Source organism: Olivibacter sp. LS-1, from assembly GCF_008245145.1.
In the GTDB taxonomy this organism is placed as follows: Bacteria; Bacteroidota; Bacteroidia; order Sphingobacteriales; family Sphingobacteriaceae; genus Olivibacter; species Olivibacter oleidegradans.
The window spans coordinates 1,781,115-1,806,606 of record NZ_CP041643.1 but is presented as its reverse complement, the minus strand read 5'-3'; the positions used below and the strand labels follow the sequence as shown (position 1 = coordinate 1,806,606).

The window sequence follows — 25,492 nt, the reverse complement described above, 5'->3', positions numbered from 1 at the left end:
TTAGTTAAGGGAAAACGTTATACATCCATGGTTGAATTTTCCATTTGCATACCTGCTTATAAAAGCCGATACCTACAATCGTGTATAGAAAGTATTTTGCAACAAACCATCGATAACTTTGAGTTGATTATATTGAACGACTGTTCCCCCGAACCTGTAGATCTTATCGTGCAACAATTTGAGGACAATCGGATACATTATTACCGCAATGACAAAAATGTCGGAGCCATTAATCTCGTTGACAATTGGAATAAGTGTTTATCGCTAGCCAAGGGAAAGTATCTGATGATTATGGGCGATGATGATGAATTAGAGCCGGATTATTTGCAGGAGTTCTCGAAACTTATTCAACAATATCCAACATTAAATGTATATCATTGTCGAAGCAAAATAATCAACGACGAAGGTGAAACCATGATGCTAACACCGGCACATCCGTCGTTTGAAAACGTATATGATAGCATTTGGCACCGCTTGGCTCAGTATCGTTCAAACTACATTTCTGACTTTGTATATCGCGTTGAACCACTTAGAAAGCAAGATGGATTTTATAAGCTCCCCCTTGCCTGGGGTTCGGACGATATAACAGCTTTTATGGCTACGGGACAACTCGGTATTGCACATACTAATAAGGCTGTTTTCCGATACAGAAGTAACGCTTTGTCCATCACCTCAACGGGAAATAACTTACATAAAATGGAGGCAAACATCGGCTATGCGAACTGGTTAAGAGCATTTCTTAGTGAAAAACCAGCTAATGAAGAGGCTCTTGTTATTCACAGGTATCTTGTGAAGAAGCAAGATTATCTCATGAGCAAAAGAAAAATTTTCACGATGGCGCTATCCATGCGCTATTCCCTATTTGGCAATTTTTGGCTGTGGCTCAAACACCGTCGCGTGTTTGACATACAAATAAAGGATATTTTTATTGCCGCAGTAAAGAGTATAAATTTAAGAGAAACGAAATAGTGAAGATTGTATTCAACCCGCCGGATAATAAAGAAAATCAATATATCAGCTTAATGGTCGCCCCATTACGTGAATCGGGTTTTGAGATCTACCCGTTGGACAGTTTCTTTTCGTCATATAAGCATTTCAAATCAATTGATCTAGTGCATCTTAACTGGTTCGAAAATGTTGATGACAGCAGTTTTTTTGTCGCTTTTCGGAGTTTTTTCCGAAAAATGATTGTACTTCTAGCGATTAAATTATTTAGAAAGCCGCTCATATGGACCATGCATAATCGAAGTTCGCATGAAAAAGGCCTTCGTTTCTTTAGTCGCACCCTTACTGCCCTGCTTGTCAAATGGGCCGACCGCATCATTATTCATAGCCATGCCTCAGCCAGTATATTAGCACAACGCGATAGACAAACCACTGCCAAAATCATATACATACCCCATCCAAACTTTATTAACGTATATGGACCTATTCAACCGGGCCCGGAAGATTCCAACTTATTAAAGTTGCTTTTTATGGGAGTCGTTAAGCCTTATAAAAACATTGAATTGTTGATTAAATTAGCAAGGGAATTTAACAAGGAATTACAATTGACCATAGCTGGAAAGCCTTCGACAGATAAATACAGACAAGAACTGGAAAAGATGGCTACAGGTACGGATAACTTAAATCTTCAGTTACGTTTTATTGACGACGCCGAAATACCCAGCCTCTTTCGCGAAGCCGATTTATTAATATTACCCTATGATTTAGAAAGCAGTTTAAATTCGGGCACTGCTATTCTAGCATTTTCTTACGGAAAAACTGTGATTTGCCCCCTTATTGGTACAATAGCAGATATGGATGAAATGCATGCTGATATGCTTATCTATAACTATGACGACAAGCATGAGCACGAACCTATATTGAGAAAAACCATCGCCAAGGCCGTTGCGTTAAAGAAGCATAGCAATCATATTTTTAAGGAAAAAGGGGATCGATTACTTAGGTACGTGCAATATCGAAATAATAACCATCAAATCGGAGTGGATTTAATCCGTACGTATAGGGAACTTTTAACGGATAAATTCAATAAGAATACCTAATTTGATGAAAGAAAACATAAACTGTACCTCTGATAGATGAAGTATCATCGCGCTAAGATAATTTATTATCATGAAAATACTCTATATAAATGCCTTATATAGCCCCCTTATACAGGGGGGAGCAGAAATCTCCCTAAAAGCTATTGCGGAGGGGATGCAAGCCGCCGGGCATGAAGTTGCTGTACTGAGTTTAAAGCCCACAGGTGATTTGAGCACAGAAGAGATTGACCATATAAAAGTTTATAGAACGGCATTAAAAAATTTATACTGGCCTTTTGAAAAAATACGAGCAGGAAAACTAGATCGAATGTTTTGGCATGCACGGGATCGATACAATGCAGCCATGAGGCAAGTCGTTAAAAAGGTTATCGAGAAAGAAAAGCCTGATATTGTTTCATGTCATAATTTAGTTGGCTGGAGTGTTGCGGTTTGGGATGAAATAAAAGCTGCGAATATCCCAATTGTTCAGGTACTCCACGATTTGTATTTGCTATGTCCAAACAGTGATATGTTTAAAGATGATGCTTCGTGCGACACGCAGTGTTTTAGTTGTGCTTTATTAAGGCAAAAGCATAAAAAATTGTCGGGTAAAGTAGACGCGGTGATTGGTATTAGTAAGTTTATTCTGAGACGCTTTGAACAGTATCAATACTTTGATAAAGCCAAAAAATACGTCATATACAATACCAGGGAAATACCTGAAACGCCATTACCACAGCCAAGAGCGCATGATACTAATTTCACCATTGGCTATATAGGCACCTTAGCAGAAAAGAAGGGGATTGAATGGTTATTAGACCAATTTAAACGCCTTTCGATCAATGCTCAACTACAAATTGCCGGTGGTGGAAAAGAAGACTATGAGCGCTTCTTAAAAGCCAAAGCCGAGGGTGCGAATATTTCGTTTATCGGCTATACAGATCCGGCGGCATTTTATAAAACTATTGATGTGTTAGTGGTTCCATCACTTTGGCAGGAACCCTTAGGCATGGTGGCAATAGAAGCGCTTGCTTACCATCTGCCGGTTATTGCGAATGCCGTGGGAGGTTTACAAGAGACCGTTATAGAGGGCTTTAATGGGTTATTGTGTACATCAGAAGAGATGAACTCGTTGGGCGATGCGATACAGCGTTTGTATGACGAGCCCTTATTGTACGATACCTTGGTAAAAAATGCGCGCAAATCGGTAGAAGCTATTCTCAGCAAACAAAGGATGATAAATGAGTATTCAACTGTATTAAATGAAACGATCCGTGGAAGCAGGGCATAAACGTTATTTTTTAACAGAGCTATTATTCTGTTTAGCCATACTGAGTGTGTTTCTACCGTGGAAAGTATACCCCATTGTGTTTCTTCTTGCATCGGTTATATTTTTTATCAGCGCATATCAATTGGATCCAAAAAGCCTGAAAAAGTTCCTGCGGCAACCCTGGTTTTTAGCTATCAGTGCGTTCGTTCTCTACGCCTGCGGAAGCTTCTTCCTTACAACAAATGGACAACCGCAAATACGGGACAGCCTGATAAAAATGCTTATCAATATCTGTTTTTTTATAACCGGCATTTACCGGTTAAATCAGCTTGACAAAGCAAGTCTTGTCCGTATAATCGACTGGACGATGCATATTATCTTTTTACTGTGTTTTATACAATTACTTGTATACCATCAAGCGTTCCATTTTCATTTGTTAACAGGTGCCTCTTCTTCCGCTAAGGGCAGCGCTCTATATAATAAAGAATTATTTTTTTGGGGATTAAGTGATAAAAATATGTTTGGAGCCAGACTGGCCTTATTAGGCTTCATCTACCTCTTAATTCCGCTGATAAGGGATTCCCGTATAAGTTGTCTGCGGATCTTACTTGTTTTTTTGCTCGCCTTTCTTTCACTATCGAGAACGCCTATCGTAGCATTACTCATTGGCGTGTTTCTTGTTTTTTGGTTTTTTGCAAAAAAGCCAATCAGAGCTGCTTTGCTTGTTGGTCTATGCGCATTGACGCCTTACCTATTTGTAAAAGTTTTACGTGTAGACACACTCACGGCTTCCAATGATGGTATGGGGGTACGAATAACTTATTGGAAGGCCTTTTTTCAACATTTTGATGAAATCCGTCCGTGGGGCAATGGTTTCTTGAAGGGAGGGGATTTTTTACGGCGACACGCAGCTTACTACCATGGTGAGCCTCATATTCACAACACTTTTTTGTCCAATTACCTGGAACTTGGTATCGTAGGATTCATCTCTTATTGCCTCTTCCTTTGGTTTTTTTATCGCTACTGTATACATATGAATAATCTCCGTAGTTTCTGGCTGGCAGTATTTTTGCCTCTACTAGCCATTATGATGATTCTCTATTCAGGATATGATAACGACATCATACTTTATTTACAGTTGGCATTTGTATTGGGAACTTTTCAAACAATAGTTAAGGAAAAAATAAAAATCGGATTTTAAATGAACACAAAGGTGCTTATTGACAGCAGGTGGGCAGGAAATACAGGAATTGGCAGGCTGTACCGAGAGGTAATGGACAGAAAACCACCACATGTAGTGGGTGAGCATGTTAAAAGCAATATGCGATTGGGGAGCCTTTATTCCCCCTTCATGTTGGGAAAAGCAATCCGTTCTTCTACTGCAGACATTTTCTACAGTCCATCCTTTATGCCACCCGCTTTCTCTAGCATACCTTTTGTCATTACGATACACGACTTGATGCACTTATTTTATTACTCTCCTCTACATAAAATATACTATCAACAAGTCATTGCGCGATTAGCAAAGAAAGCAAAAAAAATAATCACCGTTTCACACCACAGCAAACAGCAACTGGTCCAACTTCTTGGTATTGATGAACACCTCATTACAGTCATTTACAACGGTGTAGACGAACGGTTTATTCAGAATGAGGAGCGTATAAAGCTTGACCGTCCTTACCTATTGTATATTGGTAACCGGCGCAAGAATAAAAACATTCCTGCAATGATTCGCGCTTTTGCGCGTGCTGCAATAGATAAAGAGATAATTTTCGCGCTTTCGGGTGAGCCTGATACTTTCTTGCTTCAAGAGGCAGAACGTTCGGGCGTCCGCGAAAGAATAAAATTTTTAGGTTTCATACAAGAAGAGACTTTGCCACAACTTTATAAGGGTGCTTTGGTCACTCTTTACGCATCCTTAATGGAAGGATTTGGATTACCTATATTGGAAGCGATGGCATCCGGCACGCCTGTTTTGACGTCAAACGTCAGCTCACTTCCGGAAATAGCCGGCCCCGGTGCTTTATGCGTTGACCCTTTCAATATTAACGAAATGGCAAATGGAATCGAGCAATTGGTTAACAATAACGAACTTAGGAATTATTATATCGAAGAAGGAAGGAAACGAATAAACGCTTTTCAGTGGGAACATACCGCAATTCAGACCTGGAAAGCAATACTTTCATAACTCGTAGAGCATGTCAAGATGAAAAAAGTGCTACTTACAAAATTCTGGTTTATTTCTATGAGCCTCATTCTTTGGTGCTGTTCATGCTGCCAAACAAAGCCGAAATCCAACAAGGGCGCCGATACCAAGAAAACCGAAAACACACAAGTTTATCAGGTGTTGAATGTACAAGCCTTTCAAGCGAAAGGAGACGGTAAGGCAGATGATACGGAAAATATACAACGAACCATCAAGGCGGCACAAAGAGGAGATACTATTTTGATCCCGGAAGGGACCTACTTAGTAAAAACACTGGTTTTGAAGTCGGATATTAATATAAAATGTTTAGGGTTATTAAAACAAGTTCTTCCGAGCGACACACAGAACTTCACCCGTGTTGTCCAAAATTCCTCCGCTCCTCTATTCTTTGGAAGAAATTTAAGGAACGTAAACCTGCGTTTTCGCGCATTTACCGTAAACGAAGCATTGTATGTCTCAAAAAGCACCAATATTCGCATTACAGATACCCACATCAAAGGAAATGACAAAAAAATATATGCCTTTCCCGGCATGCTGTTTTATGAGTGTGATACCATCGCTATTAGGAACAGCAACATCACCTCCTACGGTTCCGCGCGCCAGTCAGCCTCGACCTACCAAGCAGGAACCGGGATTCGATTACTATCTTGCAGTAACATTAAGATCGAAAACAATCAGATAATAAAAAATGGCGAGAATGGTATTTTTATGCACGGAAGCGGCAGAGCAACTATAAAAAATAACCACATCGCGTACAATGGAATGAGTGCTATTCAGATTGGCTTCGGGAAAGCAAAAAAAGAGCAGTACTTTGACATTTCCAACAATACATTGAATCATAACGCGGCCGATGCTATTGATATCAACAATAAAATAACTTCCGACCCTTTTCCCATTCACTGTATTATAAAAAGCAACAGGAGCTTGAATAACGGATTTGTTGCAGGCAAATCAACAGTGGACGGATCGGGATTGGCTACTTTAGTTAATGTAAGCGAAGTTCAACTCTTCAATAATAGATCGCAGCGATCGAATCGCCCGGCACTTTACTTAGAACGCTGCGGTATTATCCAGGCCGAAAACAATATCACTGATAATAAAGTAGAAATTGTAAAGTCGTTTAATACGATTTTTTTAAAGAATAACACGTTCGATGCCTTAACTGCACTTGCAAACACGAAAGGTACTACTTTACAATTAGCAGGGAATAAGCTCCGAACTTTATTGCTACCAAATGGTATTACGATAGATTCGCTCATTTTAACCCGTAACTTGCTTACCAATGCGAGCTTGAATATTAACCTGCAAGGTCGTGTAATACTGAACGAAAATAAGATTTTCAGCAACCAACCAACCGGCGCCGTCCTACTTGTCAAATCAAAGAGTGCTTCACTTGCAAATAATAGTATAAAGAGTACTTCCGGTTATGCTATTACTGTTAGAAAGACAGCCGATGCAGTTCGTCTGGAACACAATATTATCGAATCGGTTAACGCTTGTATTATAGATGAAGGCTCCAAGAACTTAGTAGTAGAGTTTAACGAACTTATTTCTCTTCAGGGTGGAAAATTAAATAGAACATTAATAAGCCAAAACCCTAACAACCTTATAATGAGAGGCAATACGCATAAAGGTGGCAAAACGGACAACTCAATCCGTTTAGAAGGTACCGGACACGCCTATATTGCCGACGAGGAAATTGTTAGCGGATATCCTGATTATGGTAAGGTTGTTGTTAAGAAGTTGTAGTTAGAAATGAAAACGATATTATATATTCCCACCCTAAATGCCGGAAAGTTATGGGCAGACGTAATTCAAAGCATTAAGACACAGCTTGTTCAACCCGATAAGGTTGTAATTATTGACTCCGGCTCAACCGATGGTACACTGTCGCACCCTTCCATGAAAGATTTCGAGATTATCCACATTGATAAAAAAGATTTTGACCATGGAGGGACGAGGCAGATGGCGGTTAATCGCTTCCCCGATGCTGACATATACGTTTTTCTGACACAAGATGCAGTCCTTGCCAATGCGCATTCCCTAGGCAATCTAATAAAGGTATTTGACAAAAATCCTCAAATTGGAGTAGCTTACGGACGCCAACTTCCACATATTGGAGCGAAAGGATTAGAAGCTCATGCCCGGCTATTTAACTACCCCGCACACTCGCAATTGCGCGGGCTGGATAATAGAAGTAAGTATGGTATTAAAACGGCCTCCTGCTCAAACTCTTTTGCTGCCTATCGGAGAACAGCATTTGAAGAAGCCGGTGGCTTTCCGAGCGGCACTATTTTGGGAGAAGATGTTATAGCAGCCGGGCGTATTATCTTAAATGGTTGGCAACTTGCCTACCTCGCAGATGCGCAAGCCCATCATTCCCATAGTTATTCGGTAAAAGAAGAGTTCAAACGATATTTCGATATCGGCGTTTTCCACGCCACCAATGCGTGGATATTTCAAAACTTTGGACATGCAGAATCGGAAGGTTTTAAATATGTAAAGTCTGAATTTTCTTATATCGTTAAACATCATGTTACTGAACTTCCAAAAGCTTTTTTCTCTACCGCCGCCAAATGGTTCGGTTACAAGCTTGGACTGGCCCATAGATATTTACCCACCCTTTGGAATAAATGCTTTTCCATGCATAAAGCGTATTGGAAATGATCTCAAAGCAATATAGATCGCTAATCGAACCCTCCATTTTGTGGAAAAAAATCCCCACTTATTATCGCTAACAAATTGAAATTGAATCTAAAAAGTGGGTTTAAATACCTATAAACAGGCATTCGGGGATTTGGCATATTTCTTGGCTTTTGCTTAACATATAATTAGAAGAGACATGTTAAGAGATTCGCAAATACAAGAAATGAAGCAGGCTACCAGTGTAGATCAAAGCATTGTTGTGCCTAATGTGATGCTAAGAACATCGTTTACCAGTTTAATTGAAAACAATTTTTTGCACTATGCAGACTTCCCTATCATTCTTATTAATAAAGGTGAAGCGCTCGATATAACGTCTAAATTTTTCAAAAGAAGCTTTGATATCGTATTTTCTCTAGTGGCTTTGATTCTTGGCTTTCCCCTATTTTTATTAGTTGCCATTATTACCAAGCTAAGCTCAAAAGGGCCCGTTTTTTACAAACAAGAACGTATCGGCTTACATGAGAAACCATTTTTCATCTATAAGTTTAGAAGCATGTATATTGATGCGGAGAAGTTTGGTCCGCAGTTAGCTCAGGATGTAGATCCACGTATCACACCATGGGGAAGGCTGATGCGTAAAACGCGCCTTGACGAAATTCCGCAATTTTGGAATGTGTTAAAAGGTGATATGTCAATTGTTGGTCCTCGTCCGGAAAGAGCACATTTTATTAAGCAAATTGTAGATAAAGCCCCGAGCTATAAAAAATTATTGACTATCAAACCAGGTATTACTTCTATTGGACAGGTTAATTTTGGATATGCGCAAACGGTTGATGAAATGTGTGAGCGGATGTTATTAGACTTGCAATATTTACAAGGAATTAACTTCTTTGCCGACCTCCAAATAATTTTTAAGACGGTAAAGGTCATGTTTCAAGGAAAAGGTAAATAGATATTAGGCATCATTTTTGTAAAAATGTTATAGCATCTATCTATTTATATAATGAAAAAACAAACTATTGGAGACAGCAATTCCAAACCACCTTACATAAACCACACCATACTAGATAAGAAGAGAAGCTTAAGGCCTTTCTCTTCTTTTTTGCATACACAAAGCGGCAAGCCAACCTCTCCAAAAGAGGGTATATTGAATTATGTATTTTATTGTGACCAACCGTCGCAACAAAACTATGCAGTCATTCAATTTCGGAAATTAGTCATTGAGAACAGCTATTACCTTAACATCAAACAACAAAGCAATCTGAACGATGACGAGATCAACAACTTTATTAATTACACTTACATTCCTTCAGATAATCTCCATGATACGCTTGCACAAATTTTAGTAGATTTTATGATCAGCCAACCCGATGCGTTATTGATTATTGAGAAAGATACGGGGCTTTTTCAAGTCCTTTTAAAAAGTTTGTGGAAGGAATTTACAGCACTTTTTGACGTTCAGGGGCTTTATGATGGCTCTTGGGTTTCAGTTAAGCCTGATTTGGATTACAAAGCCTATTCTTTGCGGCGAAAATCCAAACTATAGGCCAGGTATATTTTAGCTGAATATACTTCACATGTAATATAAAGTTTGTGCACTGACCTTTCTCTATTGCCTCCATAAAATAGTTACGCAATCGGTTGCGTTGATTATCTTTTTGTTCTATTTTAGCTCCTTACAAATATTATAAACAATCACGTTCAAAAAAACGCTTTATTTATGTGTGGAATTGTAGGCTATATTGGGCATAGGGATGCCTGGGAAATAATAATCAAAGGGTTAAAAAGATTAGAATACAGAGGATACGACAGTGCGGGTGTCGCACTTGTAAATGGAGAAATGAACATTTACAAAAAAGCCGGTAAAGTGAATGACCTCGAGCGCTTTGCAGAAAATGAAGAACTGTCCGGTAGTTTAGGAATGGGGCATACACGATGGGCTACTCATGGAGCACCGAGTGACAGAAATGCACACCCCCATCTTTCCGGGAGCCAAAAATTAGCTATCGTTCACAACGGAATTATAGAAAATTACGCTGCAATCAAGGAAATGCTTGTTCAAAAAGGACATACATTTTTAAGCGACACCGACACGGAAGTTCTTATTAAATTAATAGAACAGATTCAAATGGAGGGTGAATCTGATTTGCGAGAAGCCGTTCGAGTTGCATTGACACATGTTACAGGTGCTTTCGCCATCGTAATCTTAAGTAAAGAAGAACCGGATTTATTAATTGCTGCCAGGAAAGGGAGCCCTATGGTAATTGGAATAGGAGAACATGAATACTTTGTTGCCTCTGATGCATCGCCGATTGTTGAGTATACGAAGCAGGTATATTATCCTGATGATAATGTGCTTGTATTTCTTAACAGAGAAAATATGGAGATAAGAGACCTCGCAAATCTGAAAATTACTCCATATATTCAAGAGCTTGAATTAGAACTGGAAGCGTTAGAGAAAGGTGGATACGAACATTTTATGCTTAAAGAAATTCATGAGCAGCCGCGTTCCATTGCCAACTGTATGCGCGGACGAATCCATGCAGAGGAAGCACGAATCAACCTTGGAGGAATAAGCGAATACGCCAATAAATTTTTGCAGGCACAACGGATTATTATTGTGTCTTGCGGAACTTCATGGCACGCTGGATTGGTAGGTGAGTACCTAATTGAGGAATATGCACGGATACCCGTGGAGGTAGAATATGCTTCCGAATTTAGGTATAGGAATCCTATTATCGGTAAAGACGATATAGTCATTGCCATTTCGCAGTCAGGCGAAACAGCAGATACGATGGCAGCGGTAGAGTTAGCAAAAAAAGCCGGAGCAACGATCTTTGGAATATGCAATGTTGTCGGATCTTCTATTCCACGACTATCGCATGCCGGGATGTATACCCATGCAGGCCCGGAAATCGGCGTCGCTTCTACCAAGGCCTTTACGGCGCAGGTGACCGCGCTTTCACTTTTAGCCCTTTATATAGCAAAGCATAAAGGCAGTTTGCCTTCCTCCAGAATTGCGACCTTACTAGCCGAATTGCAAAAAACACCGGATCTCATCACAAGCTGCTTAAAAAGCGAGCCACTTGTACAATTAATTGCAAGCGAAATTAAGGACAGTACGAATTGCTTATTCCTTGGCCGCGGTATCAACTTTCCTGTAGCACTTGAAGGGGCACTTAAACTAAAAGAAATTTCTTACATTCATGCCGAAGGCTATCCTGCCGCAGAAATGAAGCATGGTCCGATTGCTTTAATAGATGAGCAAATGCCTGTTGTAGTTATTGCTACTAAAGATTCTTCGTACGAAAAAATTATCAGTAATATACAGGAAGTGAAAGCACGTAAAGGTAAGATCATCGCTATTGTAACCGAGGGAGATACGGTCATCCGAGACATAGCAGATTATATCATCGAAATTCCGTTTTGTGAAGAAGCATTAACACCTATTTTAGCCACAATCCCGCTGCAACTGCTATCCTATCACATTGCCGTTATGAGGGGTTGCAATGTCGACCAGCCTAGAAACTTGGCAAAATCAGTAACGGTAGAATAATGGTTAAGATTTTAAAGCGTCCAGCACAAGTACCCGTAGAACCACCAACGGGTACTTATTGTGCTTAGACTATTCACACATGAAAAACGTCGATATGATATAAGTTTATATTCTTTGATAAAAATACAATTTATTTTTTATTTTAATAAAAAAAATTCAAATATTTTTTCAAAGTGTTACTTATTTACAAAAAGGAACAGTTGGTACACAAACAATTTTGGTTTTACAAGCTGCTATCCTAGCTATCAGCTGTTGGTGTACCCTGTTTTCCGTATCATTTTCTCCAATTCAGTCCTCACACTTTCTTCACTTACTTGTTTTTGAAGAAAGCCGTCAGCTCCTGCCTTCAAATATTTAGCGGCGTAAAGTTCTTCCTCAAGTGTAGAAAAAACCAATACCTTTGTTTCGCATCGTTTCTTTTTGATAAAATTCAAGGTCTTTTGAAAACTTCCATTTGGCATTTTGATATCTAATACGATTAATGAAAGTCTTCTTTTGCTACCATGTCCAATACCCCCTGGTAGTTATCCGTTTGTCTAATAATGGCTTTGGGATATTGCTTTTGAATAATAAGGGAAATACCCAACCTAACAATAGAATGATCGTCGGCTATTAATATGTGGGGCGTGGCCATAAATTCATCAATTAGTAGCTTTTATAAATTCAAGTCTTACTGTTGTTCCGCTTCCAAGGGACGACTGTACAGAAAGTCTTCCCTTTTGCATATCCATAAAATCTCGGCAAATCATTAACGTAATCCCAATTCCTGTTTCCCCTGCAGTCCCAAGGTACTTGATCTTACCTGGATTATAAATATTTTTGAGTGTTTCTTCATTCATTCCTATTCCGGCATCTACAATGTCAACATATATTCTGCTATTATCCACTTGTTCCAATCTAATAGAGATACTTCCTCCCTTATCAGTAAATTTAATAGCATTATCCAGCACATGCTTAATAACAAACTGAGTCAGCATTGGATAGCCACTAGCGCGCATTACTTCTTCATAATAAGAGACGGAGACTGTTATTTGCTTTGCTTGGATAGCAGCATTATGCTGTTCCAATACGGAAGCTATAATGGCTTTCAAATTAAGTGCTACGGGGTCCTCATCTAACACCACCGATTGCTCTCTTGCCCAAACAACGGTTTTGTTAAACCCCTCCAACTGCAGCTCGGCTGTTTTTTTTAATTCCGGTAATAGCTCCAAAAACACCTCGTCGCCAATTCCGCGCTTTAAATAGTTATCTACAAACCAAATTGTATTTCCCAGAAAACCTCTCAGGTCATGCACAAGCAAACTAATCCACTTTATTTTCAATTGATTACTCTCCTCCAACTTCAAGATAGTTCTCTCTTGCTCTGCGATGACTGCTAATAGTTCCTCTTTACTTTTTGATAGCATTTATAACAAATCGATTAGAAAACACCAAACCCATTGTTCAAAAATATTGTCTTTTTGATGTTTATCGTTAAAGCTAATATTTTTTCTGCGCATATTTATATAAAATAATAAAACACCCAAATGCCTCTATTTGTTAAGTAGTTATCAACACAAATTTTTATGAACGAGCCAATAACTGTTCCTTTATTAAAAAAATTGAAGGAAAACGGATTTACTACATTAATAGCAAGTGCCCGGGACGGCGACGACTTAGTATACATTCCGAGCAAAGAGCCTGAAAGAGGGGAACTTATGGACGATGCGTCCGTTACAGCGTTAAGTGAAAAGGAGTTATTGGGTATAGACGAAGTACTTAATAACTTTTCTTATTATCAAGAGAAAGGTATTGAAATCGAAATTGATGCAGGAGAATAGAGAAATCAGTTAAGCGTTTAAGGCGTCATAAAAGCCGATGATTGCCGTTACGCGGCAGTCATCGGCTTTTTATTTACTTTTTTTCACTCATATAAAAGATGAGCTCTCCTCCGTTCATTAAATCAGCGTGTTTTAGCTTATAGCTCTTAACTTCTTCACCGTTTAGCGTTACTTTCTTAACAAAAACATTTTTATCTGACTGATTAATCGCTTTTACTATGAGGGTGTTCCCATTGTCGAACTGTAATTTTGCATTTCGAACGGCGGGGCTTCCCAACCAATATTCGTCAGATGCCGGAGCCACCGGGTAAAAGCCTAGCGAACTAAAGATGAACCAAGCACTCATTTGGCCGCAGTCATCATTTCCACCTAAACCGTCTGCCCCATTGTGATATTGATGCTTAAGAATCATTCGGATCTTTTGCTGAGCCTTCCAAGGCTCACCTGTTATATTATACAAGTAAGCTACGTGGTGCGAAGGCTCATTTCCATGCACATAATTCCCGATAATGCCATCTCTTGTAATATCTTCCGTATGTGCGAAGAACTCATCTGGCAAATGCATACTAAATAGCGAGTCTAAATAGCGGGACAAACGCTTCTTACCGCCCATATTGACCATCATTCCTTCAGGGTCGTGAGGCACATATAAACTAAAGTTCCATGCATTCCCTTCAATAAATCCTTGTCCATCGGTCTTAAGTACATCAAAATCTCTTTTAAAGGTGCCATCAGTCATCCGCGGACGCATAAATCCAACGGAAGGATCATATACGTTTTTCCAATTGGATGACCGTTTAATAAAATCCTGATACACATCCATTCTTCCCAATTTTTTAGCTAACTGAGCGATACACCAATCGTCATAGGCATATTCGAGTGTATTGGATACAGCGGTTCCGGAAATATCGGCAGGAACATATCCTTTGTCGATATAGGCACCAATACCATCATAGTTTCTGGCATTTGCAGTTTGGATGCAAGCCTCTAATGCGGCCAATGCATCCCCTTTATAAACACCCTTTATGATAGCATCTGCAATAACCGATACGCTGTGATAACCGCTCATACACCAGTTATCGTTTGCATAATGCGACCAAATAGGAAGCATATGCAAAACACTTTGTTGATAATGTGCCATCATAGAAGCTACCATATCGGCGTTTCGTTTCGGATTGACGAGATTAAGATAGGGATGAAAAGCCCTAAACGTGTCCCACAACGAAAAAGATGTATAATTCGTGAATCCATCCGCCTGATGCACTTCTTGATCCAAGCCTTTATACTGACCGTTGTTATCCATGTACATTGTCGGCATAAGGGCCGCATGATACATTGCCGTATAGAAGTTAATACGATCCTCATTAGTTGGAACATCAACAACGATCTTTTGCAACTCTTTTTCCCATAATTGCTGTCCATGGTGTTTAACTCGGTCAAAGTCCCAATGCGGAATTTCAGCTTGCATATTAGCCAGCGCATTTTGCATACTTACAGGACTTATGGCAAATTTTATTTTGACCTTTTCTCCCTCTTCAGTACTAAAATCGAAGTGCATTCTGAGTTTTTTTCCAGCAAGATCCGGAAAATTTTTCTCTTGATTGAATTTTCGCCAAAAGCCTTTGTATACCTGTACAGGGTCATTATTTTGGGTACCATATTCTTTAAAAGGCTTCGAAAAACTCATCGCAAAGTAAACCGTTCGCGTTCGCCCCCAACCATTAGTTTGTCTATAACCGGTCACTAAACTATCATTGACTACCCGTACAACAGTCCATACGTTCTTATCATCATAGTTGTAAATTCCAGCCATCAAATCGAGAATAATATGACCATTACTTGATTTTGGAAACGTATATTGGTGAAATCCAACCCGAGCAGAGGTAGTCAATTCTGCCAAAATCTGATGATCATCTAGTTTTACCCGATAGTAATTAGGCTCTGCAACCTCATTATCATGGCTGTAGGCTGAACGATAACCATTTTCAGGTTGATCACTCGTTCCCGGATTCATCTGCACGTCTCCTGTGGTAGGCATAATTAAAAAATCGCCTAAATCGGAGTGGCCTGTTCCACTAAAATGCGTATGACTGAAACCTACGATTGTAGGATCCGCATACTGGTAACCCGCACAATATTTGTATACTTCCCCATTATATTTCCCATCCACGGCATACGGAATGGTATCGGTATCCGGACTAAGCTGTACCGAACCGAACGGTACCGTCGCTCCGGGAAAGGTATGTCCCATTTTTGCTGTTCCGATAATTGGTTTAACATACTGCACCAACGATAAATCTTGCGCATATGCCCCTATCGGGAGCATAAGAAAAATCAAGATTTTCTTCCATTTATTCATATATAGTTACTTATTTATTATCCACTGCTATCTTAAAGAGTACCCAAGGGTTCGCTTCACTACACCTACTTCTTAAAATAAGCCATTTTAGTGTTAAAAGCGAAATATTTTTATAAAACGTTAAGAGGAATACGTTATTGCTCTTATAATAAAGACAGCCGCAATCCTTATCAACAAACCAAAATGAGGATTGAACGGCCGTCTACGTGTAAATATATTAGCTAATTGTTGGTTTTTTTGCATACTCAGCCCATAGTTCGTCTACGGTTTTACCGGTATTCTTTTCCCAAAAAATATCCGAATACGTTTTAGTGCGCATTGCTGCATCTAGTTTTTTAATCGTGCCCCTTTTTATGTTTTTTTCAATCCAGTAGAAGAAGCGGGCAGTTATCCGATATGCGTTTTCATAAGATTGTTTTTCGTCAAATTCCGGTAGTTTCCAGTTTGCCCCTTCGTTGTCGACACCCAAAGTAAACCTCACGTAATCCGCAATCCCCTCTGTTATCCAGCCTGGCCCCGCACCGTCCGGATAAGATTGGACAAGGTGCATCACTTCATGCGTAACGACATCTACATCACCTGGATTCTTCTTAAACCATAGGGGATTAAAACGTACGACACCTCCAGCCGCAGCAGCAACACCTTTATAATCGGGATCAATTACAAAAACAACCTTCCTTGTCGTTTTCTTATTATATATTTTAGCCTCTTTGGGATAATTTATAAAAAAGACTTCAACAAGCCTCTTTTTAACCACCGTATCGAAGTCCACCGATTTGTTAATAAATATCAAACTATATTTTCCCTGCTTCATTGTATCGACAGACGTAGCTATTTTTATATCTTCATCTACTGCATCCCAGCGATTTTGAGCATGAGCGACCTGACACTGTATATAAATGAACCCGATTAGTGAAAGTACTTTGAATTTTGAAATAAACATTATTGAAAATTTTAATGCATGACCAGAAGCCTTTTAAGCAACGTGTCTTGCTGCGTTTTTTGGTTTCGTTACTAATTGCTTGATGAAAACGAAAAAGGATATGCTTTTGCGTTGGTCCCCCTCGTTTTATTGGGTGTTTTATCCATTTGAAATAACAACTGACCACCATCTAAAATACGTTGGTGGCTTATCCAATTTTGATCAAGAGCCTTACCGTCTAACAAGGCGTCTTTGATGTAACGATTTTCATTATTATTTTGCGGCGCCGCAATTTCGAATCTTTTACCGTTCTCGAGGCGTAATATTACTTTTTTGAACAAAGGGGCACCCAAAACATATTGATCAGTGGCAGGACATACCGGATAGAAGCCTAACGCGGAAAATACATACCATGCCGATGTTTGGCCGTTATCTTCATCTCCACAGTAGCCGTCAGGAGTAGCTAAGTATAACCGGTTCATAACCTCTCGTACCCAATATTGGGTTTTCCAGGGTTGCCCCGCATAGTTATAAAGATAGATCATATGTTGAATAGGCTGGTTTCCATGAGCATATTGCCCCATATTAGCGATCTGCATTTCCCTAATCTCATGAATAACACCTCCGTAATAGCTATCGTCAAAGGTGGGCGACTGGTTAAATACAGAATCGAGCATGGTTACAAAAATCTTTTCACCACCCATTAAGTCGATAAGTCCCTGCACATCATGAAAAACACTCCAGGAATAATGCCAGCTGTTACCTTCGGTAAACGCATCTCCCCACTTAAGCGGATTAAAAGGCGACTGAAAAGAGCCGTCTTTATTTTTTCCCCGCATTAAATTCGATTCTTTATCGAACAGATTACGATAATTTTGACTGCGTTTTGCATACAATTCGATTTCCTTCTTTGGCTTTTTAAGTGCTTTTGCCAGTTGATAAATGGCAAAATCATCATAGGCATATTCCAATGTTCTCGCCGCATTCTCATTAATCTTTACATCGTAGGGAACATAGCCTAAACTGTTGTAGTATTCAACGCCCTTTCTTCCAACGGCAGACATCGGCCCCTCATTATTGGCGCCATGAATCAAGGCTTCATATAATTTCTCAATGTCATATCCCCTTAGGCCTTTTATATACGCATCAGCTACAACTGAAGCTGAGTTATTACCGACCATAATATCAGCAAAACCAGGACTACTCCATTCAGGTAAAAATCCCCCTTCTTTGTAATCATTAATAAGCCCTTCTTGCATTTCTTTATTGATGGAAGGGTACATCAGGTTTAAAAATGGATAAAGAGCTCTAAATGTATCCCAAAAACCTGTCCCGGCAAACATGTATCCTGGAAGAACTTCACCATTATAAGGACTATAATGGACAATTTTGCCCTTTGCATCTACTTCATAAAGCTTATTGGGGAAAAATAGCGTACGGTATAAGCAGGAATAAAAAGTTTGCAACTGATCAACACTGGCACCCTCTACCTGCAGTCTGCCCAGCTTCTCATTCCATACTGCACGTCCTTTGCCGGCAATTTGATCGAATGAATCATTGGCGAGTTCTTTCAAATTAAGCAATGCTTGTTCTTCGCTAATGAAAGAAGAGGCCACTTTTGCATGTACCTGATCTGTCTTTCCACGCACTGAAAACCCTACAACGGCACCTACGTGATCAGCAGCCAATTCCGTTCGATTGGGATATTTCGTTGAATCGGCCCAAGTTGCGAAATTGCTGAACGGTTTATCAAAGACGATTACGAAATAATTTTTGAAATTCTTTAGCTTTCCTCTGCTGTAACGGGAAGAATATCCAACGATCATATTCTTTTCCGGGATTATTTTTACCTTCGAACCACGGTCAAAAGCATCCAATACTACAAACGCACTATCGGTTTTGGAAAAAGAGAAACGAAACATGGCTGCTCTTTCGGTAGGCGTTACCTCGGCGGTTACGTCATGGTCTGCCAAATACACGCTGTAGTAATAAGGTTTAGATACTTCCGCTTTATGCGAAAACCAGCTGGCTCGGTCCTCTTCATCAAATACCGCTTTACCACTTACCGGCATAAGAGAGAATTGTCCGTAGTCGTTCATCCAAGGGGATGGTTGATGCGTTTGCTTCAAACCTCGAATTTTATCAGCCGCATATGTATACTGCCAGCCATTGCCATTCTTACCCGTTTGCGGTGTCCAAAAGTTCATTCCCCAAGGCAATCCAATTGCAGGATATGTATTTCCGTTAGACAAGGAAACTTTTGAGTCGGTGCCCATTAAGGGGTTTACGTAGTCGACCGGGTCGACCATTACTTCATTACTTTGCGCGCATGCAGGCTGCAGGGCCCCTAAGCCGCTGATCATGAAGACAGCAAAAGCATACGCCTTTATTTTATTTATCATCATATCTTATCGTCTTTCATTATAAATGCCAAATTCCGCTATGGCAGGTGCTTCTTTGAAACTACCAAAGCGGGCTCTTAATTTTTGTGCCCAAACAGTATCAAAACGAATAATCTTCACGCGTTTTTCATCGCGTCCATTTGCTAAGGGTGTCCATTTTCCTTCTGCATAATACTCTAATGTATAAGCCGACACATTGGATTTCTCTTCTGTTATTACCACGCTATTGAACGGCTGTTCTCTTCCCAAATCGATCTCTAGCCAAGGTTCTTTTACACTTGGATGAGCACGCCAGAAGGTGCTAAATTTATCGTCGTTGGCAAAGTCCATAATATTCATGTCATAGCTCCAACTACTATTAGCTGACTTCATTTTAGCCAAATTGGATGAAATAATTGGCCCATCGTTGGGTGGTAATGTTGGTAGATTCTTTGGTCTTTGGTAAAGCTGCCCTATTTTCTTTAATGATTCGAGAGCATTGTCATCGATTATACCATCACGATTTGGAGCTACATTCAGAATAAAATTACAATAAACCTGATTAAAAGGTATAAGGTTGTCGTTCACTAAACTTTCTACATCTTTTAAGGAAGAAGTTGGAAAAGACGACTTCCAAAACCAATTCGCCTGTAAAGGCAAACAAGAAAGTGCCGGCAATTTATTTTGTTCTTTCGATATATGCTGCCCTGCTCCTTGTTCGTAAGATTTTATATCTGTATAGAAAAGTGCTTCTGTGGGATATTTCGCAGCGTTTAAATCCATTACCAGACAATTTGGTTGTAGGGTCTTTATAAGTCTATATATCTCCTCAAAGGGTACATCGTCGTAAGAAATACGTGACCAAGGTGCGTCCCATCCATCGATAATTAGTGCCTCAATTTCTCCGTAATTAGTAAGTAGTTCAGTTAATTGGTCTTTTACCATCTTAATATGCTCGGTTGTTATATGGCCCGGTCTAAGCTGGTGATGGATATCCAAAATGGAATAATACAACATGACCTTCAGTCCTGCTTTACGAAAGGAGGTGACGTAAGCTTTTACAACATCTTGTTTCAAGGGACTATTCATTACGTTATAATCGGTTGTCTTCGTATCCCAAATAGCAAAACCGCTATGGTGCTTGGTTGTAAGGCATCCGTAACTCATGTGCGCGCTTTTCGCAGCCTCTGCCCATTGATCAGTATTTAGCCGCTTGGGGTTAAAAATGGCCGGTGATGCATCAGGATCAGCCCAGTCATCTTCCATATACGTAGGTATATTATAATGGATGAACATACCGAATGCCAAATCAATAAAGGCTTGTTGCCTATCCTTGAGTACGGAAGAATTCTGCTGTCCATAGGCAACAGACCAGCTTAAACTAATGGCAATGACTACAGCTAGAATAGATTTTGTTTGCTTTAGGTATCGTATCATATGCTTTTCATAATGGCTTGTATTGGTATCCATGGATGCAAATGAGGTTTCTTTGCATCCATGGATCAAATGTACTTAATTGTAACCTGGATTTTGTTGAAGGTTAGGGTTTAATATACGCTGTTGATTGGGAATTGGAAACAAAGCCTTTGTGGCATCGGTTGGTTGATGATCCCACCAAGTTTCCGTATGAAATTTACCAAAGCGGATTAAGTCCGTTCTTCTAAAACCTTCAAAAATAAATTCACGTCCTCTTTCAGCGAGTAATTCATCCAGAGTTAATGATCCTGTAGTATAAGCAATCGCATCCCAATCTTCGGCTTCGAAAGCGCGTCTTTTACTTGCATTTATGAGATCTACAGCTTCTTGTGTCGCTACACCGCCATTCTTTCGCATCAGTGCTTCCGCCTTGGCAAAGTAAATCCAAGTTAAACGATACACGTTCCAATCTGTGCTATTATAATATGGATGAGCTAAATCGCCTAATTGGTACTTATTGAAACGTACTCCACTATTGCCTTCCCCTGTATTCATATTGGAAGGTAATTTTTCCGGATCCGTCCCGTTGTTGATTGCTTCGAGATTTTTACGGATATTATCTACGAACACTAGAGGCTGATCTTGATATTCATCATTGGCTCCTAAAACAGGCTTTGTTGGATCATCAAAACGATATTGCGGGCCAATTAGCAGCCATTCATTTCTCCTTTTATCTTTTTCATTAAATGTACTATATACACCGGGAATCACGACACAACCATCGTTGCCATTTCTTCCGCCTCCCGTGATACCACGTTGATTAAAATAAAACATATCACCTGTCCACTGCGGCTGGGTGTTAGCTCGTTGAAAATCATACGCAATGGAAAACACCACCTCTTTTGAAATATCATTTTGGGGTTTAAATGCGTCAAAAATATTGGGCTCCAATACCAAAGCGCCGTTTTGTCCGCCAGCCTCCCCATTGATTAAGGCGTCCGCAGCCTTTATGCAATCGTCCCATCTAGGTGTGCCAGTCCATGTTTCTGCGTTTAAGTATAATTCTACCAACATCGCGTAAGCTCCCGCACGCGACATTCTTCCCAACATTTGCCTAGAAAGAACAGGCACATTATTCATATTCTCCAGAATCTCTTTTTCAATAAAATTAAATACGTCCTGTCTCGAAGCAGTTTCCGGGCTTAGGGGTTCACCAACCTTGGTCACAATTGGAACATTGCCCCAAAGATCCATAATTTTTAGATAGTGGAAGGCTCTAAATAATTTTAGCTCTCCAATAAATGCCGCCTTTTCTTCCTCTGTTATTCCCATTGCAGCAATATCACGTTTCTCTAAGTTTTCGATAGGATCAGTACATAAACCCATACCCCACCACATTAAATTCCAGGCACCTGAAATAAAGGTATCGTCGGGAATCCAAGTATGATAGTGCAAGCGTATCCACTTTCCTCCATCCTGTCCATGACGTCCTTTAACTGGCCACGCCAACTGGTCAGCTGCATACTCACTGAGTCTCCACCAACCATCCTGTCCAGGCGTAGCCCAAGCATTTGCATGGGTATACGGTCGTAAAACAGCTGATAAAACCTGCTCTCTATTATTATAATAATTATCTGTTACCAATTCATCATAAACTTTCTCATCCAAATTAGTACATGCGTTTATATGTAACGACAGTGCCAAGAAACATACAGCACGACCGATATTTTTTAAGTATTTCATTTCAAAAATATTTTCAGTGAATCAACTAAACTAGAATCCGATATTCAGCCCAACTAAAAAGGAGCGCGTACTTGGGTAAGGGTCTCTTGGATCCAAACCTAGCCTTCTACCATTAATTTCATTTCCGAAGCCATTATCTAGGATAAAATCCGGGTCGGCACCCGAGTAACTTGTAAAGGTTGCTAAATTTTGTCCGGTTACGTATATTCTAAAATTACGCAACTTCGCTGTGTTAAGCTTAAATGTATAGCCCAAAGTCACTTCGTCAAGCTTCACAAAAGAACCACTCTCTATATAGTAGTCGGAATACATATAAGTGTCACTCAAGGCTTCATGTTTAGTAAAGGCTGATTCCAACACATTATTAGGTAACGCCACGCGATTGCCGTAGGAAAGCTCTGTTGTATTTAAAACATCATATCCAAAACGTCCCCTAAAAAACACTCTTAGGTCAAAATTCTTATAGGTTATGGTATTATTCCAGCTAGCATAAAATTTCGGAATGGCATTGCCAATAACCGCCAAATCGGTATTTTCTAAATCCGTTCTCGAGTCGTTTATTTGATCAAACGGCACCGCTGAACCATCCTTTTTATAAAAAAGCCATTTGCCATCCTCAGAAAATCCAGCAAAACGTTTTCCATAGAAATTTCCGAGCTTTCCACCTTCCATTACTCTGAAAGCGTCACCAAGTGCGCCAGCACCTCCAATTGAGCCGAAGTCACGATAGCTAACCTTATAAACATCATTTGAAAAGCTATCCATTCGGGCACTATTGCTGCTAGCTATAAAATCTGTTCGCCATGTAACTTTATCCGTCTGAATTACCGATGCCGTTAAAGTCAATTCGATACCTTTCGAGGATAATTGGCCTACATTTGTAACTAAAAAATCCCTTATAAAAGGAGGTTGCTGCGATTTATATTCGCCCAATAAATCGTCCGTAACTCGTTTATATGCGTCAATTGACCCACCTAATTTCCCATTAAACAGAGAGAAATCTAAACCTATATTGAATTCCTTTTTCGTTTCCCATTTTAAATTTGGATTAGGATTTCTATTAGGGCCGTAGGTCTGTCTCCAAATTCCATTCTCTCCTTCCGGAAAAATATAAAAATTCCCTGTGCCCAACGTTACAAGAGAGTTATAGTTTCCGATATCCTGATTTCCTGTAACTCCATAGCCTGCCCTTAGTTTCAAGTCATCCACAAAAGAGACCTCTTTCATAAACTCTTCTGCAGAAATATTCCAACCAGCAGACACTGATCCAAAATTTCCCCATTTGTTATTCGCCCCGAAACGGGAAGATCCCTCTCTTCTATAAATTCCTTGGAACATATACTTCCCCTTATAAGAATAATTTGCTCGACCGAAGAAGGCAATCAATTTGCTATCCCATTTATTGCTGTTCATCTCGGCTTTCCCGTCAATTAAGGCGTTTCCTGTTTGCAACTTATTGTCTTCAAGTACATCACTTGAAAAACCGAAATTTTTAGCATCAAATCCTTGTTCTACCGAACGGCGATAACTGTAACCCGCTACTGCTGTAATTGAGTGATCCTCGTTAACAATCGTTTTATAATCGATTGTAGGCTCAAACGCATAATCCGTACGCAAAAAAGAAGTTTGTTCCGCTTCACCCTTATAACCGTTACCATTCTTAAATGACGGTTCTGAATTCAAGCTTGCGTAATAACTATCTGTATAGGAATTTCGCTGTATAGATCCAAAAACAGATCCGTTTAATCCATCTAAGAACATATAGCTCACTTTTCCGTCGAGCGAAGATGTCTGTTGCTGTCGCCTATATTTTTCTTCATACAAACGAGCTACTTCGTTCGTCGTTGTTTGCTCGTAATACCAAGAACCATCAGCATTTTTTAATGGTTGTGTTGGATTTCTGGTATAAGCCCATTCCCATCCGCCACCACCTAATAAATTTGCATTGTTGTAATTGGTAACTAAATTAACGGAGGTATTTAAGCGATCATTGAGCCCTTTCCCATTGAAATTGGCTCTAATGCCATACTCTTGTCGCCCGTTTTCTTTGGCAATCCCCTCTAAATTCCGATAGTAAGTGCTCGCACGAAAGCTGTTATTCTCTCCGCCACCAGAGATAGCCAAGGTATGATATTGACTGATATTGTCTTTATTGATTAATTCGTCGAAAGCGTTTACATTAGCTCCGCCATCTGTACCCGTAAAAACTCCATCCTCCATTTTTTTTCGATATTCGTCAGCTGAAAGAAACTTCGGTTGACGTTGAACAAATTCTTTTCGGAAATAATTCGCATAATCAAAACGCGTTTGCCCTGGCTTCCCTTTTTTTGTCGTTATCAAGATAACTCCGCCATTTGCCTGCGTACCATAAATTGCAGCAGCGGAGCCGTCTTTAAGCACATCGATTGACTCGATATCTTCTTGTTGAAGTAAGTCCATGTTACCACCAGGTATCCCATCGACAACAATCAGTGGCGAGTTTCCTCCCATGATCGAAGTAGCTCCTCTCAATTGGATTGAAACACCGCTGTTCGGATTACTGCCAGATCTAGTGACCTGCAAACCAGCAACCTTTCCTTGCAATAAATCCATCGCATTTCTGGCGCCACTTTGTCTAAAATCTTTTGGGCCTACATGCGCTGTTGCAGATGTCAAATCTCCTCGCTTGATGCTGCCATATCCTACTACGACTACTTCGTCCATACTTTTAGTATCTGATTGAAGTATGATTGACAAGTTTGTTTGCTTACCGACATCCACGTTCTCTGACAAAAACCCAATATACGAAACCGATAGAACAGCCTTTTCCGGTACAGACAAAGTGAATCTTCCTTTTTCATCCGTGGTAGTACCGGTACTAGTACCTTTTACTAAAACAGAAACCCCAGGTAAAGGTGCTTGATCCACCCCACTTGTAACAATACCCGTAATTGTTCGATTTTGCGCCCAAAGCGTAGTATTGAATAAAATAAACATCGTAAAAAGAAACTGCCATTTCGGAAATATTGTCCTTTTACTTTTTTTGATTGGTAAAAAATGATACATATTGTTAAATGATTGGTTGGTATTTGTTTAATTGTAAGCTAGTCAAGCGACTGTTGACCTGTCATAATTAGAAAGTAATTCGTAAACTATCTTATCATTGTATC

Annotated in this window: 20 protein-coding genes; 11 read left to right on the top strand and 9 right to left on the bottom strand. The window is 39.8% G+C overall.

Annotation, left to right across the window (positions count from 1 at the left end; all coding sequences use genetic code 11):
* Positions 1 to 27: 27 nt before the first annotated feature.
* From FKG96_RS07225 to glmS, 10 genes are all read left to right on the top strand, one after another.
* A complete protein-coding gene (locus FKG96_RS07225) occupies positions 28 to 969 on the top strand; it encodes a glycosyltransferase family 2 protein (protein WP_130856234.1) in 942 nt (313 codons plus the stop codon).
* Entirely contained in the window at positions 969 to 2,045 is a 1,077-nt protein-coding gene (locus FKG96_RS07220; protein WP_130856233.1) for a glycosyltransferase, read from the top strand. The genes FKG96_RS07225 and FKG96_RS07220 overlap by 1 nt, the downstream gene beginning before the upstream one ends.
* Positions 2,046 to 2,115: 70 nt before the next feature.
* The gene (locus tag FKG96_RS07215) at positions 2,116 to 3,315 is read left to right on the top strand and encodes a glycosyltransferase family 4 protein (protein ID WP_013665351.1); all 1,200 of its coding nucleotides are present in this window, start codon (positions 2,116 to 2,118) and stop codon (positions 3,313 to 3,315) included.
* Entirely contained in the window at positions 3,287 to 4,495 is a 1,209-nt protein-coding gene (locus tag FKG96_RS07210; RefSeq protein WP_130856232.1) for an O-antigen ligase, read from the top strand. The genes FKG96_RS07215 and FKG96_RS07210 overlap by 29 nt, the downstream gene beginning before the upstream one ends.
* A complete protein-coding gene (locus FKG96_RS07205) occupies positions 4,496 to 5,482 on the top strand; it encodes a glycosyltransferase family 1 protein (protein WP_013665349.1) in 987 nt (328 codons plus the stop codon).
* 57 nt (positions 5,483 to 5,539) lie between these two features.
* Positions 5,540 to 7,249: a right-handed parallel beta-helix repeat-containing protein gene (locus FKG96_RS07200; RefSeq protein WP_168204539.1), complete on the top strand. Its 1,710-nt coding sequence runs from the start codon at positions 5,540 to 5,542 to the stop codon at positions 7,247 to 7,249.
* A gap of 6 nt (positions 7,250 to 7,255) precedes the next feature.
* On the top strand, positions 7,256 to 8,167 hold the full coding sequence (locus FKG96_RS07195) for a glycosyltransferase family 2 protein (RefSeq protein WP_130856230.1): 912 nt from the start codon (positions 7,256 to 7,258) through the stop codon (positions 8,165 to 8,167).
* Between the two features lie 175 nt (positions 8,168 to 8,342).
* Complete coding sequence (locus tag FKG96_RS07190) at positions 8,343 to 9,098, top strand: sugar transferase (RefSeq protein WP_013665346.1); 756 nt, start codon at positions 8,343 to 8,345, stop codon at positions 9,096 to 9,098.
* A gap of 51 nt (positions 9,099 to 9,149) precedes the next feature.
* Positions 9,150 to 9,692 carry a hypothetical protein gene (locus FKG96_RS07185; protein WP_013665345.1) on the top strand — a complete coding sequence of 181 codons (543 nt, stop codon included), beginning with the start codon at positions 9,150 to 9,152 and terminating at the stop codon, positions 9,690 to 9,692.
* Between the two features lie 174 nt (positions 9,693 to 9,866).
* Complete coding sequence (glmS, locus tag FKG96_RS07180) at positions 9,867 to 11,702, top strand: glutamine--fructose-6-phosphate transaminase (isomerizing) (protein WP_013665344.1); 1,836 nt, start codon at positions 9,867 to 9,869, stop codon at positions 11,700 to 11,702.
* 245 nt (positions 11,703 to 11,947) lie between these two features.
* Here glmS and FKG96_RS07175 read toward each other — a convergent pair whose 3' ends face one another.
* Genes FKG96_RS07175 through FKG96_RS07165 form a run of 3 tightly spaced genes read right to left on the bottom strand, consistent with a single transcriptional unit; the run spans position 11,948 to position 13,108 of the window.
* Positions 11,948 to 12,163 (bottom strand): response regulator, encoded by a 216-nt coding sequence (locus FKG96_RS07175; protein ID WP_130856229.1) that lies wholly within the window; start codon positions 12,161 to 12,163, stop codon positions 11,948 to 11,950.
* A gap of 17 nt (positions 12,164 to 12,180) precedes the next feature.
* Positions 12,181 to 12,336 (bottom strand): response regulator transcription factor, encoded by a 156-nt coding sequence (locus FKG96_RS07170; RefSeq protein WP_130856228.1) that lies wholly within the window; start codon positions 12,334 to 12,336, stop codon positions 12,181 to 12,183.
* Between the two features lie 7 nt (positions 12,337 to 12,343).
* Positions 12,344 to 13,108 (bottom strand): HAMP domain-containing sensor histidine kinase, encoded by a 765-nt coding sequence (locus FKG96_RS07165; RefSeq protein ID WP_130856227.1) that lies wholly within the window; start codon positions 13,106 to 13,108, stop codon positions 12,344 to 12,346.
* Positions 13,109 to 13,267: 159 nt separating this feature from the next.
* Between FKG96_RS07165 and FKG96_RS07160 the strand changes: the two genes are divergently transcribed.
* The gene (locus FKG96_RS07160; RefSeq protein WP_130856226.1) at positions 13,268 to 13,522 is read left to right on the top strand and encodes a hypothetical protein; all 255 of its coding nucleotides are present in this window, start codon (positions 13,268 to 13,270) and stop codon (positions 13,520 to 13,522) included.
* Between the two features lie 73 nt (positions 13,523 to 13,595).
* Here the strand turns inward: FKG96_RS07160 and FKG96_RS07155 are convergent, their stop codons facing one another.
* The 6 genes from FKG96_RS07155 to FKG96_RS07130 all read right to left on the bottom strand — a co-directional run bounded on the left by FKG96_RS07155 (position 13,596) and on the right by FKG96_RS07130 (position 25,388).
* Positions 13,596 to 15,881 (bottom strand): GH92 family glycosyl hydrolase, encoded by a 2,286-nt coding sequence (locus FKG96_RS07155; RefSeq protein ID WP_130856225.1) that lies wholly within the window; start codon positions 15,879 to 15,881, stop codon positions 13,596 to 13,598.
* A gap of 217 nt (positions 15,882 to 16,098) precedes the next feature.
* Positions 16,099 to 16,824, bottom strand: coding sequence for a basic secretory protein-like protein (locus tag FKG96_RS07150; RefSeq protein ID WP_013665339.1), 726 nt, complete (start codon positions 16,822 to 16,824; stop codon positions 16,099 to 16,101).
* Between the two features lie 71 nt (positions 16,825 to 16,895).
* Positions 16,896 to 19,208, bottom strand: a complete 2,313-nt coding sequence (locus tag FKG96_RS07145) for a GH92 family glycosyl hydrolase (protein ID WP_371718394.1) — start codon at positions 19,206 to 19,208, stop codon at positions 16,896 to 16,898.
* Between the two features lie 3 nt (positions 19,209 to 19,211).
* Positions 19,212 to 20,654: an alpha-L-fucosidase gene (locus tag FKG96_RS07140; RefSeq protein ID WP_130856224.1), complete on the bottom strand. Its 1,443-nt coding sequence runs from the start codon at positions 20,652 to 20,654 to the stop codon at positions 19,212 to 19,214.
* A 42-nt stretch (positions 20,655 to 20,696) separates the two neighbouring features.
* Complete coding sequence (locus FKG96_RS07135; protein WP_149105283.1) at positions 20,697 to 22,343, bottom strand: RagB/SusD family nutrient uptake outer membrane protein; 1,647 nt, start codon at positions 22,341 to 22,343, stop codon at positions 20,697 to 20,699.
* A gap of 30 nt (positions 22,344 to 22,373) precedes the next feature.
* Positions 22,374 to 25,388 (bottom strand): SusC/RagA family TonB-linked outer membrane protein, encoded by a 3,015-nt coding sequence (locus FKG96_RS07130; protein ID WP_130856222.1) that lies wholly within the window; start codon positions 25,386 to 25,388, stop codon positions 22,374 to 22,376.
* Between the last annotated feature and the right edge of the window lie 104 nt (positions 25,389 to 25,492).

What these genes read in the sequence shown, in the direction of transcription:
- FKG96_RS07165 (WP_130856227.1), bottom strand. Translation starts at nt 13,108, where the DNA reads ATGCTATCAAAAAGTAAAGAGGAACTATTAGCAGTCATCGCAGAGCAA.
- FKG96_RS07190 (WP_013665346.1), top strand. Translation starts at nt 8,343, where the DNA reads ATGTTAAGAGATTCGCAAATACAAGAAATGAAGCAGGCTACCAGTGTA.
- FKG96_RS07160 (WP_130856226.1), top strand. Translation starts at nt 13,268, where the DNA reads ATGAACGAGCCAATAACTGTTCCTTTATTAAAAAAATTGAAGGAAAAC.
- FKG96_RS07210 (WP_130856232.1), top strand. Translation starts at nt 3,287, where the DNA reads ATGAAACGATCCGTGGAAGCAGGGCATAAACGTTATTTTTTAACAGAG.
- FKG96_RS07215 (WP_013665351.1), top strand. Translation starts at nt 2,116, where the DNA reads ATGAAAATACTCTATATAAATGCCTTATATAGCCCCCTTATACAGGGG.
- FKG96_RS07140 (WP_130856224.1), bottom strand. Translation starts at nt 20,654, where the DNA reads ATGGATACCAATACAAGCCATTATGAAAAGCATATGATACGATACCTA.
- FKG96_RS07205 (WP_013665349.1), top strand. Translation starts at nt 4,496, where the DNA reads ATGAACACAAAGGTGCTTATTGACAGCAGGTGGGCAGGAAATACAGGA.
- FKG96_RS07130 (WP_130856222.1), bottom strand. Translation starts at nt 25,388, where the DNA reads ATGTATCATTTTTTACCAATCAAAAAAAGTAAAAGGACAATATTTCCG.
- FKG96_RS07145 (WP_371718394.1), bottom strand. Translation starts at nt 19,208, where the DNA reads ATGATGATAAATAAAATAAAGGCGTATGCTTTTGCTGTCTTCATGATC.
- FKG96_RS07170 (WP_130856228.1), bottom strand. Translation starts at nt 12,336, where the DNA reads ATGGCCACGCCCCACATATTAATAGCCGACGATCATTCTATTGTTAGG.
- FKG96_RS07150 (WP_013665339.1), bottom strand. Translation starts at nt 16,824, where the DNA reads ATGTTTATTTCAAAATTCAAAGTACTTTCACTAATCGGGTTCATTTAT.
- glmS (WP_013665344.1), top strand. Translation starts at nt 9,867, where the DNA reads ATGTGTGGAATTGTAGGCTATATTGGGCATAGGGATGCCTGGGAAATA.
- FKG96_RS07155 (WP_130856225.1), bottom strand. Translation starts at nt 15,881, where the DNA reads ATGAATAAATGGAAGAAAATCTTGATTTTTCTTATGCTCCCGATAGGG.
- FKG96_RS07185 (WP_013665345.1), top strand. Translation starts at nt 9,150, where the DNA reads ATGAAAAAACAAACTATTGGAGACAGCAATTCCAAACCACCTTACATA.
- FKG96_RS07195 (WP_130856230.1), top strand. Translation starts at nt 7,256, where the DNA reads ATGAAAACGATATTATATATTCCCACCCTAAATGCCGGAAAGTTATGG.
- FKG96_RS07135 (WP_149105283.1), bottom strand. Translation starts at nt 22,343, where the DNA reads ATGAAATACTTAAAAAATATCGGTCGTGCTGTATGTTTCTTGGCACTG.
- FKG96_RS07225 (WP_130856234.1), top strand. Translation starts at nt 28, where the DNA reads ATGGTTGAATTTTCCATTTGCATACCTGCTTATAAAAGCCGATACCTA.
- FKG96_RS07200 (WP_168204539.1), top strand. Translation starts at nt 5,540, where the DNA reads ATGAGCCTCATTCTTTGGTGCTGTTCATGCTGCCAAACAAAGCCGAAA.
- FKG96_RS07175 (WP_130856229.1), bottom strand. Translation starts at nt 12,163, where the DNA reads ATGCCAAATGGAAGTTTTCAAAAGACCTTGAATTTTATCAAAAAGAAA.